The 12,479-nt window shown below is 62.8% G+C and carries 14 protein-coding genes; 4 read left to right on the top strand and 10 right to left on the bottom strand.

The window, feature by feature from the left end:
• The first annotated feature begins 75 nt into the window (after nt 1-75).
• Nucleotides 76-1,308, top strand: a complete 1,233-nt coding sequence (locus tag FHW83_RS02460) for an MFS transporter (protein ID WP_176644754.1) — start codon at nt 76-78, stop codon at nt 1,306-1,308.
• Here the strand turns inward: FHW83_RS02460 and FHW83_RS02465 are convergent.
• On the bottom strand, nt 1,305-1,610 hold the full coding sequence (locus FHW83_RS02465) for a hypothetical protein (RefSeq protein ID WP_229223988.1): 306 nt from the start codon (nt 1,608-1,610) through the stop codon (nt 1,305-1,307). The genes FHW83_RS02460 and FHW83_RS02465 overlap by 4 nt on opposite strands.
• Before the next feature lie 18 nt (nt 1,611-1,628).
• Entirely contained in the window at nt 1,629-2,534 is a 906-nt protein-coding gene (locus FHW83_RS02470) for a LysR family transcriptional regulator (RefSeq protein ID WP_176644755.1), read from the bottom strand.
• A gap of 98 nt (nt 2,535-2,632) precedes the next feature.
• Between FHW83_RS02470 and FHW83_RS02475 the strand changes: the two genes are divergently transcribed.
• Nucleotides 2,633-3,493 carry an NAD(P)H-binding protein gene (locus FHW83_RS02475; protein ID WP_176644756.1) on the top strand — a complete coding sequence of 287 codons (861 nt, stop codon included), beginning with the start codon at nt 2,633-2,635 and terminating at the stop codon, nt 3,491-3,493.
• 96 nt (nt 3,494-3,589) lie between these two features.
• Nucleotides 3,590-5,488, top strand: coding sequence for a M61 family metallopeptidase (locus FHW83_RS02480; RefSeq protein ID WP_176644757.1), 1,899 nt, complete (start codon nt 3,590-3,592; stop codon nt 5,486-5,488).
• Between the two features lie 4 nt (nt 5,489-5,492).
• On the opposite strand, the gene FHW83_RS02485 is transcribed toward FHW83_RS02480, so the two are convergent.
• Nucleotides 5,493-6,194 (bottom strand): OBAP family protein, encoded by a 702-nt coding sequence (locus FHW83_RS02485; RefSeq protein ID WP_176644758.1) that lies wholly within the window; start codon nt 6,192-6,194, stop codon nt 5,493-5,495.
• A gap of 178 nt (nt 6,195-6,372) precedes the next feature.
• Between FHW83_RS02485 and FHW83_RS30430 the strand changes: the two genes are divergently transcribed.
• Nucleotides 6,373-6,726 (top strand): DUF433 domain-containing protein, encoded by a 354-nt coding sequence (locus tag FHW83_RS30430; protein WP_218105920.1) that lies wholly within the window; start codon nt 6,373-6,375, stop codon nt 6,724-6,726.
• On the opposite strand, the gene ispF is transcribed toward FHW83_RS30430, so the two are convergent.
• From ispF to FHW83_RS02525, 7 genes are read right to left on the bottom strand one after another with little or no spacing between them, the layout of a single operon-like run.
• Nucleotides 6,666-7,154: a 2-C-methyl-D-erythritol 2,4-cyclodiphosphate synthase gene (ispF, locus tag FHW83_RS02495; RefSeq protein ID WP_176644759.1), complete on the bottom strand. Its 489-nt coding sequence runs from the start codon at nt 7,152-7,154 to the stop codon at nt 6,666-6,668. The genes FHW83_RS30430 and ispF overlap by 61 nt on opposite strands.
• 1 nt (nt 7,155) lies before the next feature.
• Nucleotides 7,156-7,863, bottom strand: coding sequence for a 2-C-methyl-D-erythritol 4-phosphate cytidylyltransferase (gene ispD / locus FHW83_RS02500; RefSeq protein WP_176644760.1), 708 nt, complete (start codon nt 7,861-7,863; stop codon nt 7,156-7,158).
• An 8-nt stretch (nt 7,864-7,871) separates the two neighbouring features.
• On the bottom strand, nt 7,872-8,561 hold the full coding sequence (locus FHW83_RS02505; RefSeq protein ID WP_176644761.1) for a hypothetical protein: 690 nt from the start codon (nt 8,559-8,561) through the stop codon (nt 7,872-7,874).
• Nucleotides 8,558-9,109 carry an NUDIX domain-containing protein gene (locus tag FHW83_RS02510; RefSeq protein ID WP_176644762.1) on the bottom strand — a complete coding sequence of 184 codons (552 nt, stop codon included), beginning with the start codon at nt 9,107-9,109 and terminating at the stop codon, nt 8,558-8,560. The genes FHW83_RS02505 and FHW83_RS02510 overlap by 4 nt, the downstream gene beginning before the upstream one ends.
• 33 nt (nt 9,110-9,142) lie before the next feature.
• The gene (locus tag FHW83_RS02515) at nt 9,143-9,448 is read right to left on the bottom strand and encodes a DUF2818 family protein (protein ID WP_176644763.1); all 306 of its coding nucleotides are present in this window, start codon (nt 9,446-9,448) and stop codon (nt 9,143-9,145) included.
• Nucleotides 9,448-10,953 (bottom strand): NADH-quinone oxidoreductase subunit NuoN, encoded by a 1,506-nt coding sequence (gene nuoN, locus FHW83_RS02520; protein ID WP_176644764.1) that lies wholly within the window; start codon nt 10,951-10,953, stop codon nt 9,448-9,450. Before nuoN ends, FHW83_RS02515 begins: the two co-directional genes overlap by 1 nt.
• Before the next feature lie 19 nt (nt 10,954-10,972).
• Nucleotides 10,973-12,472, bottom strand: coding sequence for an NADH-quinone oxidoreductase subunit M (locus FHW83_RS02525; RefSeq protein WP_176644765.1), 1,500 nt, complete (start codon nt 12,470-12,472; stop codon nt 10,973-10,975).
• Between the last annotated feature and the right edge of the window lie 7 nt (nt 12,473-12,479).

Consider the following 12,479-nt stretch of genomic DNA (forward strand, 5'->3'; position numbering starts at 1 on the left):
AAAGCATCTCGCAGGCCACATTATGAACCGATCAGTAAAAAACTCAAGCATTTTTACCGCTACAAGGATTCCGTCATGCAAAACAACACCAATACCCAGGCTGTCGAGCCGGTTGAACTACCGGCCGCAGCGCCACGCGCCTCCTGGCCCGGCGTACTCTCCATCGCCATTGGCGCCTTCGCCCTGGTGACTACCGAATTCCTGCCAGTCGGCCTGCTGCCCGCCATCGCCGCCGAGCTGGGCGTGACCGAGGGCGTGGCCGGTATGATGGTCACCGTGCCCGGTCTGGTGGCCGCCCTGGCCGCCATCCTGGTCACGGTCGGCATTGGCCGCGCCGACCGCCGCTTCGTGCTGTGGGGCCTGACCGGCACCATGCTGCTGTCCAACCTGATCGTCGCGTTCTCGCATTCCTTCCCGCTGGTGCTGTTCGGCCGCGCCCTGCTGGGCGTCGGCGTGGGCGGCTTCTGGGCCTTGGGCCCGGCGCTCAGCACGCGCCTGGTGCCGCAAGGCATGGAGCCGAAAGCGCTGTCGATGATTTTCGCCGGCGTTTCAATCGGCACCGTGGCCGGCGTGCCGGCCGGCGCGCTGGTCGGTGAATTGTTCGGCTGGCGCGTCGCCTTTCACGCCGGCGCGCTGGTGGCGCTGCTGGTGGTGCTGACGCAAATGCGCCTGCTGCCATCGCTGCCGGCGAAGGAATCGATCAAATTCAGCCAGCTGCCCGAGCTGCTGCGCGTACCGAAGGCGCGGCTGGGCATCTTCATCACCCTGCTGATTTTTATCGGCCAGTTCGCGGCGTACACCTATATCACGCCCTTCCTTGCGCAGGTCGCGCATCTGGATGCCAAGACCATCAGCATCCTGCTGCTGGTGTACGGCGCGGCCGGTCTGGCCGGCAACGTCATCGCCGGCAAAATCCTGGCGCGCAGCGTGCGCGCCGGCTTGATCGCCACTGGGGTGGTGATGGGCATCTCCACCCTCGCCCTGCCCTTGCTGGGCACCGGCTTGATCGGCGCCGCGCTGCTGGTGGTGGTCTGGGGGATCGCGTTTGGCATGATGCCGATGTCGGTGCAGACCTGGATCTTCCAGGCCGCACCGCATGCCATGGAAAGCGGCGGCGCAGTCTTCGTCACCACCGCGCAGATCGGCCTGTCCAGCGGCGCGCTGGTAGGCGGCCTGGCGGTCGATCATCTGGGCGTATCGAGCGCGATGGTGGTGGGCGGCGTGCTGGCGGCGGTGATGGCGGCCATCGCAATGCTGTGGGCGCGCGACGGCGAGAAGCCCGCCGTCAAACTACACGCTGTGCATTAAAGCCGCACGCGCCGGTAAGCGCCGAGGAACACCTCGGCTTCGCTGTCCGACAGGACCTTGATGTCATCGCCGTGCCAGACGTACAGGTACTGCGGCCCGCCAAGGCGGTCGGTCAGCTTGGCGTTGACCAGAAAGATGGTGCCCAACGGGTAGACGCTGGTATCGCTCATGCGGCGCGAGCATTGCACGTTCAGGTCGGTCGCATAGGCCTGGCCGGAAACCGGATGGATCTCCACTTTGCCATTCCACTCAGTGGACTCCACCGCGACCTGCCGGTATGCGTAGCTGTCACGCGCCATCATTCTGCTCCTTGAAAGCCGTCATGGTAGCAGAGACTGGACGAACTCCAGGAAGGCCAGCGTCTTGGCTGGCGGGTGGTGGCGCGATGGGTAATACGCGTACAAGGGAAAGCGCTCGTCCGGCCACGCGGTCAGCACCGGCACCAGCGCGCCGCTGCGCAGCATCGGCTCCACCGCGATGTCGATCACCTGCGCCAGCCCGTAGCCCGACATCAGCACACTCTCCATCAGGCCCGCCTCGTTCAGCGTGACCTGACTGCGCGGATGGACGATGGTGACCTTGCCGCCGCGATGGAACTCCCAATCGAACGGCCGGCCGGTTGCCGGATTGCGGAAGTGGATGCAGGTGTGTCCTGGGCTTTCCAGATCCGCTGGTTTCTTCGGCGTGCCGTGCTTGCGCAGGTAACCCGGCGTAGCGACGGTCAGCACGCGCGTATCCATCAATTTGCGGGCGATCAGCGACGAGCTTTGCGGCTGGCCGAGACGGATCGCCAAGTCAAAGCCGTCCCCCACTAGATCACCCAGGTGGTCGCGCGCGACCAGATCCAGCTCCAGTTCCGGATGGCGTTTGAGGAAGCTGCCCAGCCTGGGACCGAGCAGCAGCCGCGCCCACAGTGGGTCGACATTCACGCGCAGGCGTCCACGCACTTTCACGGCACCCTCGCCAGCCGAGGCCACCGCCTCCTCCAACCCGGCCAGCAGCGGCCCAATTTGCGCATAAAAGCGGCGGCCCTCGTCGGTCAGCGCGACCTTGCGCGTGGTGCGGTCGAACAGGCGGATATTCAGCCGCGCCTCCAGCCGGGCGATGGCGCGGCTGACGCCGGACTGCGACATCTCGAGCACCTCCGCCGCCCGCACGAAGCTGCCGCTGTCCACAATCGCGGCCAGCACGCGCATGCCGTTCACTGCTCTTTCATCGAAAGCCATATATGCCGTTTAGTCATTAATGATATGTATCCCATGCTATCGGAGTATAGGCCGTTTTCCCGGAAAATTCAGGGCATCAAACTTTCAAGGAGAACATCATGTATGCAATTACGGGTATCACCGGGCAGGTCGGCTCGGCGCTGGGCAAACAGCTGCTGGCGGCAGGCTTGCCGATTCGCGCCGTGGTGCGCGATGCGGCCAAAGGCGCGGCATGGGCGGCGCGCGGCGCCGAAGTGGCGCTGGCGGATCTGAACGATGCCGCCGCCCTCACCCGCGCATTCACTGGCGCGGAAGCCGTGTTCGTGCTGCTGCCGCCGACGTTCGATCCGACCGAAGGCTTTCCCGAAGCGCGCCGCACCATCGCCGCGTTGCGCGAGGCGCTGGCTGCCGCACAGCCGGCGCGCGTGGTCGTGCTGTCGACCATCGGCGCTCAGGCTATGCGGCCTAACCTGCTGAATCAGCTGGGCATCATGGAACGCGAGTTTGGCACCCTGGATCTGCCGGTGACCTATCTGCGTGCCGCCTGGTTCATCGAAAACAGCCTGTGGGATGTGGTCTCGGCGCGCGAAAGCGGCACCATCGCCAGCTTCCTGCAGCCGCTCGACAGCCCGGTCGCCATGGTGGCCTGCGCCGACATCTCGGCAGTGGCGGCCGAGCTATTGCAGCAAACATGGAACGGCCATCGCGTGGTCGAACTGGAGGGGCCAGTGCGCATCAGTCCCGCCGATATCGCGGCCAGCTTCAGCCGCCAGTTGGGCAGGCAGGTGACCGCGCACGCGCTGCCGCGTGACACATGGGCGACGCTGTTCGCATCGCAGGGCATGCGGAATCCAATACCCCGCATGCAGATGTTGGACGGCTTCAACCAGGGCTGGATCGAATTCGAAGGCCAGCCACGCAAAGGCACAACCACGCTGGACGCCGCCATCGCCGGCCTGCTGGCGCGCGTGCCCGCATAAGCGGACGTCCGCGTGACCGCTGGTGGTCACGCGGACACCCGCACAGCCTTGAAATCAGGGGCTTATCATATGGCATACATATTGCAGAATAGCTTTATGATGAAAACCACACTACTCCCCCTTGTCGCCGCGGCGTTCATCGCCCCGGCATTTTCCAGCGTCGGACCACAGCCTGCGCCAGCCACGCCTGCCATCGCCGCACCGCGAGACATACCGTTCAAAGGCGAGATCAGACTGCAGGTCGATGCCACCGACAGCATTCACAAAATCCTCCGCGTGCGCGAGATCATTCCGGTGCAAAAAGCCGGCAGCATGGTGTTGCTGTACCCCCAGTGGGAAACCGGCAGCCACTCGCCCACGCAGGAAGCCGCGCCCCTGGCCGGCCTGACGATCAAGGCTGGCGCGAAGCAGCTCGCATGGCGCCGCGATGTCGTCAATCCCTACGCTTTCCACATCGACGTGCCGGTTGGCGTGCGCGAACTGGATATCTCCTTCCAGTATCTGCCCGCCGCCATTGGCCCCAAGCTGATGTCGCGCGATATGCTGATGCTGCCCTGGCAAAAGGTAGCGCTCTACCCTGCCGGCTGGTTTATCCGCAATATCAAGGTGCAGGCCGAGTTGACGATGCCGGATGGCTTCCGCTTTGCGACCTCGCTGGAAACGGCAGAGGCAAGCGGCAACCGCGTGCAATTCAAATCCACAAACTTTGAAGATCTGGTCGATGCGCCAGTCTACGCCGGCCGCTACACGAGGAGCATCGATCTGGCCACGTCGGTGCGGCTCAATATGTTTGGCGACAACGAAGCGGCCTTGAACCTGCCGCCCGAACTGATCGCCAAATTCAGCGCGATGGCGACGGCAGTGCCACAGCTATTCCGCTCACAGCACTACCGGCATTTCGACTTCCTGATGTCGCTGTCGGACGTGATGATTTCCGGCGGCGGCGTCGAGCACCAGGAATCGACCGAAATCAACGTCTCCGCCAACTATGCGCAGGACGCGGGCGAACAGGCGCTGATGGCCAATCTGGTGGCTCACGAATTCATCCACTCATGGAACGGTCGTACGCGCCAGCCTGCGGACCTTTGGACGCCAAACCTGAACCTACCGATGCGCGGCAGCCTGCTGTGGGTCTACGAGGGCCAAACCGAATTCTGGGCGCACGTGATGACGCCGCAGCTCGGCCTGCGCACCGCGCAGCAGGCGCTGGACGCACTGGCGGTCGATGCATCGCTGATGGCCAATCGGCCGGGTCGCGCGTGGAAGTCGCTGCAGGACAGCACCGTCGACGCGCTGTACATGCCGGCCAAGCCAGTGCACTGGCGCGACTGGCAGCGCCGCGAGGACTACTACGCGGAAGGTGTGATGCTATGGCTGGACGTTGACATGCTGCTGCGCGAGCTCACCAGCGATCGCAAAAACATGCAGGACTTCGCCGCAGTGTTCTTCGGCGCTGGGAATAATGCACGCACCATCAGCACCTACACATTTGAAGATGTCTGCAAGACGCTGAATAACATCGCGCCTTATGATTGGGCCGGCTACTTCAACCAGCGCCTGGACACGCACGACGACGCTCACCTGCTGGATGGCTTGAAACGCGGCGGCTATCGCCTGGTCTACACCGATCAGCCGACCGACTATTTCATCCAGTACGAGAAAGACCTCGGCGGCACCGACCTTTCCACCTCGGTGGGTCTGGTCATTGGCAGGAAAGGCGCCGTCAAGAGCGTGGCATGGGAAGGTCCGGCCTTCAAGGCTGGCATCAGCCTGGGCGCCAGGCTTACGGCCATTGGAGGCCAAGCCTATTCGGACGAGGCGCTGAAGCAAGCCATCCGCGACGCGGCTGTCAGCAGGCGCGCTATCGAACTGACCATCGAGGCTGATGGCGCGACACGCAATGTCAGCGTTCCGTACCTTGGCTCGCTGCGCTATCCCCGGCTGGAACGGATACCCGGCACCGAGGATCGCTTGCGCAGTCTTTTAACGCCGTAAGCGGCTATTTGCTCGTCACACCAGGGATGTCGCTCGTGGGGCGAGCAAATTTACCCTTCAAATCATCCACGCCCGATTGCGGCCTGGCCAGGGCTTGAAGATCGCTGCGCTGCTGGCGCGTTAGCGCAGTGTTGAGCTTCATCTTGCGGTCGCGGCTTTCGACCAGGCCGGGCATGGCCTCGCCGTCGCGGTTGAACGACCAGGCCAACATCGGCGGACCTAGCGGCAGCGCATCGCTGGTGGTATTCCAGAGGTGCCAGGTTTTGCCGTAGCTATTCATCTTGGTCTTCATCAGCGCTTTCTCGGCGGCCTTGGGAATACCGGGCGCGATCAGCTGACCGCTGAGAATCTCGCCGTTGTGCGGATGCCAGAACTGCCGCTCTTCCGCCGGCAGCGTCTCGAACAGCTTTTCCGAAATGATGTATTCCACGCCGTGCAGATTGGCCGCCCGCGAATTGCCGTCAAACAGCACGCACTGCGCGAAGTCCTCATTCATCTGATGGCAGTAGTGATGCGCCTCGAACTGCTGCTCGGGATGCTCCTTCATCGGATGAAAGCCGACCAGATAAATATCGAAACCGGCGACTGGACGATTCCGCTGCAACACCTTCGCGCCGGCCTCAAGCGCACGGGTCGTCGCAGTCTTCTCCGCCCCCGGCGGTGTCACCAAAGCCAGCCCGACAGCAACTCCGAATAGTTTCCACATCACCGCCTCCCCCGTCGCATCCACCGACAATAAAGGAAGCCGCCAACCACTGTCGCCAGCTTGAACCGTCCCCTACACAGACGATCAATGCTGAGCTTCTGCCATTTCAGTTTGCTTGAAGAATATCCTCAAGCGCTTACACTCAAAATGACACTGTATTCACGAAGACAGTCCGCCCTTGGAGTCGGGATTTTACATAAATCCGGTTCGCCGCTTTAACGGCCGCATTATCGAACCACGCAACTCGCCGCTGGCGCCTGTTCCGGCAGATATTCTGAATTTCATCAAATCGCATGTACCGCAGATCGACATGGATGAAGGCACACCGGTGTTCGAACACACCAAAGTGCCAATTAAGCGGATGTTTGATTTTTTGCTCGCTGGCCATCCGCTTGATGATTTCTTGCGTAAATTCCCCTCTGTGCCACGCGCTACCGCTATCGCGGTGTTGGAAAACGAAGCGACTCTGTTTTACGAGGATATCAGCATCGCGATGGATTCGGCGGCGATGCCCTCTTCGCGGCCGAGGTAGCCCAGCTTTTCGTTGGTCTTGGCTTTGACGTTGACCTGGCTGATGTCCACGCCCAGATCCTCGGCAATGTTGGCGCGCATGGTCATGATGTGCGGCGCCATCTTCGGGCGCTGGGCGATGATGGTGCAATCAACGTTGCCGATGCTGTAGCCGGTCGCCACCACACGCTTGGCGGCCTCGCGCAGCAGCTTGCGCGAGTCGGCGCCCTTGAATTCGGGATCGGTGTCGGGGAAGTGCTTGCCGATGTCGCCCAGCGCTGCCGCGCCCAGGATGGAATCGGTGATGGCGTGCAGCAGCACGTCGGCGTCCGAATGGCCCAGCAAACCAACGTGATGCGGGATGTCGACGCCGCCGATGATCAGCTTGCGGCCTTCGACAAGCGCATGGCAATCATAGCCTTGGCCGATGCGGAATGGGAGTTTGTTCATATTATTCGTCCTTGTTGGCCAGGTACATTTCCGCGATGCGGATGTCGGCTGGCAGCGTTACTTTCAGGTTGCGTGGATGGCCTTCGATCAGGCGCGGCGCGTAGCCCAGCATTTCCACCGCGCTGGCGTCATCGGTGATGGCGTTGGCGTCCGGCGCGCTGCCCAGCGCGCGCAGCAGCAGCGCGTAGCTGAACATTTGCGGCGTCTGCGCCGACCACAGGCCGTTGCGCGGCACCGTGGCCGCGCTGACGCTGACACCATCGGCGCCAGGCGCGCCGCGCTTCATGGTGTCGACCACCGGCAAGGCCAGCAGGCCGCCGGCCGGATCATCGCCCACGCCGTCGATCAGCCGGGCGATCAAGGCCGGCGTCAGGCCCGGACGCGCAGCGTCGTGAACCATGACCATATCGTCGGCGCCAAGCTGGCCATCCAGCGCGCGCAGACCGTTCAGCACCGAGTCCATGCGCGTGGCGCCGCCGCAGCGCAGGACGGTCACGCCGTCCAGCTCAGCCGGCAGCACGGAGTCGATCACGCCATCATCAGGACTGACCACGACGTAGGTGTGCGCGACCAGCGGCGAGGCGCGGAACGCGTCCACCGCATGGCGCAGCATCGGCTTGCCGCCCACGGTCAGATATTGTTTCGGCCCGTTTGCCGCCATGCGCGCGCCAACGCCGGCCGCCGGCAGCAATGCAAAATATTTCGTCATAACTTTCTTTATCTACGGCGGCGCGCGAGGATCGCGGCAATCTCGCCGTTACATGCCTTGCCCAGGCGGGCATATTCCTCCGGCGAGTCGATCTTTTCCTGCTCGACCTTGCCTTTGTCAAATTCAGCGCGGATGAAGTTGAACCAGGTGCTGTTCACCTCATGCTGCAACGCCGACAGCGCCGTGCCCGATGGCGCGTACAGCGGCTGTCCGCCAAAGCGCTTGTTCAATGCTTCACGCACCACCTTCTGCACCCGCTCCAGGTTGTCCATGTGCGCCTTCAGGTGCCGCATCTCGTGCGCCAGGATTTCCTTGTAGGCGCAGGTGCTCGGCGCAAACTCGTTGCCGACGTACACCCGCACCGGCGAGTAGTACAGCTGAATCTCCACCTTGGGCGCGATGCACTCGTAGCCGCTGGCCGCGTCCTGCAGCACCGGCCCGCTGTCCACGCGGGCCTTGTGCATGCCTTGCGTCACCGTCAAGCCCAGCGTTTCCATATTGCGATCCAGGCTGCCGGTGCGCGCGGTGAGCGCGCGGTACGGCAACTGGTTGTTGATGGTGTAGCCATCCTGCTTGGCCGACAGCACCGAGATCGACTTGGCGATGGTGTCCTCGCAGCGAATCTGGAACGGTGTGCGCTCCGCCGCCTGCGCGCCGCCAACGGCGAGCAGGCCTGCGAGAGCCCACGCGAATTTCATAGCTTCCAGTCGCCGGCGCGCAGTTTGTCGAGCCAGAACACGCCGATCACGGTTTTCACGTCGGTGATTTTGCCTTCGCGCACCCATTGCAGCAGTTCATCGATGGTGGCGGTGAAGGTCTCCAGGAACTCGCCCTCGTCCAACTTGGCGGCGCCGGCTTTCAGGCCGCGCGCCAGGTACAGGTCGAGGTGCTCGTCCGAATAGGCGATCGCATTGTGGATCTTGGTGACGAACTGCCACTCGCCGCCGGTGTAGCCGGTTTCCTCCTCCAGCTCGCGCTTGGCCGCGACCAGCGGATCCTCGCCCTTGTCGATCTTGCCAGCCGGGAATTCGATGAACACGTCGCGCAGCGGATAGCGGTACTGGCGCTCCATCAACACCGTGCCATCGTCCAGCAGCGGCAAAATCACCACCGCGCCGGGATGCAGGATGTATTCGCGCGCGGTGCGCTTGCCGTCGGGAAGTTGGATGGTGTCGCGTTGGACTTTGAGGAAATGGCCGTTATAGACCAGTTCACCGTCGACATGCGATTCTTTGAGATTGTCCATTGCTGCTCCACATCGTTGAAGAACGATAGTGTATCAGCCGTGAGCCTTGCGCAGGTAGCGGAGGATGAAACCGGGAAAGCCGAGGACGAGGAACATGCAGCCGGAGATCGCGTAGAACTCCCAGCCTTGGGGGAAACGTGCGCCGATCTGGGTTTCGAGCGCGAAGCCCACCGCGCCAACGACAAGATAGAGCGCCGTCATTTCCAGCAGCCGGATGAACAGCGGCTTGGCCGCCCATTTGGCCGGCACGACGGCGAACAGCTTGTCGTTGAAGAACGGCAGGTTGGCGGCCGCGATAGCGATCGCGATCACCAACCAGCCGGCGGTGGAGATATCCATCAGGTGGCCAGGGTGACCTTGATGGCCGACAGGCAAGCTGCCAGCAGCGGGCCAGGCAGCACGCCCAGCACGACGACGGCCAGGCCGTTCAGGCTCAGCACCAGCTTGACGTCGCCGTAGGCGGCCAGCGGCGCGTTGTCTTCCGGCTCGTCGAACCACATGTGCTTGATCACGCGCAGGTAGTAGAACGCGCCGATCAGCGAGAACATCACGGCGAACACGGTCAGCCAGATCTGGCCGGTGCCCAGCACCGAGTTCAGCACGGCGAACTTGGCGGCGAAGCCCATCATCGGCGGCACGCCGGCCAGCGAGAACAGCAGGATGGTCATCACCACCGCGAACCAGCCGCTACGCTTGCTCAGGCCCTTGAAGTCGCTGATGTTGTCGGCGTCGAAACCGGCGCGCGACAGCAGCATCAAGGTGCCGAAGGTGCCGACGGTGGTCAGCACGTAGGTGATCACGTAGTACATGGCGCCGCTGTAGGCCGCCGCGATGCCGGTACGGTCGGTGGTGCCGGCCACGCCCGACAGCAGGCCCAGCAGCACGAAGCCGATTTGCGCGATGGTCGAGTAAGCCAGCATACGCTTGATATTGGTTTGCGCGATCGCGGTCAGGTTGCCGATGGCCAGCGACAGCACGGCCAGCACCAGCAGCATTTGCTGCCAGTCGAACGCCATTGGCAGCAGGCCTTCCACCAGCAGGCGGATGCAGATGGCGAAGGTGGCGATCTTCGGCGCGCCACCCAGCAGCAGGGTCACGGCGGTAGGCGAACCGTCGTAGACGTCCGGCACCCACATGTGGAATGGCACGGCGCCCAGTTTGAAGGCCAGGCCAGCCACCAGGAACACGATGCCGAACACCAGGATGGTCGGCTTGATGGTGCCGGCGGCAACAGCGGCCGAAACGCCACGGATGTCCAGCGTGCCGGTCGCGCCGTACAGCATCGACATGCCATACAGCAGGAAACCGGAAGCCAGCGCGCCCAGCACGAAGTATTTCATCGCCGCTTCGGTCGCACGCACGTTATCGCGGCGCATCGCCACCAGCGCGTACAGCGACAGCGACATCAGTTCCACGCCCAGATAGATGGACAGGAAGTTCGAGCCCGAGATCATGATCAGCTGGCCCAGCATGGCGAACAGCGCCAGCACGTAGAACTCGCCGCCCAGGTTACCGCTCAGCATGCCGCGGTCATCGGCGTACTGGCGCGAATACACCAGGGTCATGCCCACGGTCAGGTAGGTGAACAGCTTCAGCAGGTTGGCCATCGGATCGGCCACGAACATACCGTGGAAGGTATAGGTCGTCGCGCCCGAGGCGAAGTCGGCGTAGCTGATGCCGGCGCAGACCACCAGGGTCAGCAGGGACAGCACGTAGGTGATCGAACGCTGCGCCTTGGACAGGAACATGTCGATCAACAGGATGGCGGAAGCGCCGATCATCACCGCGACCTCGGCATACGCCGGGACCAGGTTGATCGCCTCTTGTGGAATAGGTGTAGTCATTTATGTGTTTCCGTTCTACTTAAGGCAGCTTGCTGTGTGCTACGTGCGCCAGCAGGTCAGCGACCGAGGTTTGCATCGTGTCGGTGAATGGGGCTGGGTACAGGCCCATGTACAGCGTGGCGACGGCCAGAATGCCCAGCATGAAGAATTCACGGCCGTTCAGGTCGACCAGCTCGGCCACGTGGTGGTTCGCCACTTTGCCGAAGATGACGCGCTTGGCCATCCACAGCGAGTACGCCGCGCCGAAGATCAGGGCGGTGGCGGCCAGCAGGCCGATCCAGAAGTTGTACTGGGTGGCGCCCAGGATCACCATGAACTCGCCCACGAAACCGGAGGTCGCCGGCAGGCCGCAGTTGGCCATCGAGAACAGGATGAAGAAGGCGGCAAACTTCGGCATCTTGTTGACCACGCCACCGTAGTCGGCGATCTGGCGCGAGTGCGCCTGGTCATACAGCACGCCGATGCACAGGAACATGGCGCCCGACACGAAACCGTGCGAGATCATCTGCATGATGGCGCCCTGCACCGCCATGTTGTTGAACACGAAGAAGCCCAGGGTGACGAAGCCCATGTGCGCGATCGACGAGTAGGCGACCAGCTTTTTCATGTCCTTCTGCACCAGCGCCACCAGGCCGACGTAGATCACGGCGATCAGCGACAGCGTGATCACGAAGCCCGACAGGTAGTGCGAGGCGTCCGGGGTGATCGGCAGCGAGAAACGGATGAAGCCGTAAGCGCCCAGTTTCAGCATGATCGCGGCCAGCACGGCGGAACCGCCGGTCGGCGCTTCCACGTGGACGTCCGGCAGCCAGGTGTGGACCGGGAACATCGGCACCTTGACGGCGAACGCCATGAAGAAGGCCAGGAAGATGAAGATCTGTTCCGTCATCGTCAGCGGGGTCTTGTGCCAGTGCAGGATGTCCCAGCTGCCGGTCACGTTGTACAGGTAGACGATGGCCACCAGCGTCAGCAGCGAGCCGAAGAAGGTGTACAGGAAGAACTTGAACGACGCGTACACGCGGTTCTCGCCCCCCCAGATACCGATGATGATGTACATCGGGATCAGGGTCGCTTCAAAGAAGAAGTAGAACAGCAGGCCGTCGGTGGCCGCGAACACGCCGATCATGATGCCGGACAGGATCAGGAACGCGCCCATGTACTGGGCCACGCGCTTCTGGATCACTTCCCAGGCCGAGATCACCACGATGATGGTGATGAAGGCGGTCAGCGGCACGAACCACAGCGACAGGCCGTCGATGCCCAGCGCGTAGTAGATGTTGAAGCGCTCGATCCAGGCCGCTTTCTCGACGAACTGCATGCCGTGGGCGGCGTTGTCAAAGTTGGTGATCAGCGGAATCGTCGCGCCGAAGCTGACGATGGAGCCGATCAGGGTCAGCACGCGGGTGAAGCCGGCATTGCTGTCGCGCCCCACCGCCAGGACGATCAGGCCGAAAATAATCGGGAGCCAGATCGCCAGGCTCAGGTACGGAGGTAGTGTAGATATGGTTGACTGCATCATGGTTATC

Source organism: Duganella sp. SG902 (assembly GCF_013376005.1).
Taxonomy (GTDB): Bacteria; Pseudomonadota; Gammaproteobacteria; order Burkholderiales; family Burkholderiaceae_D; genus Rugamonas.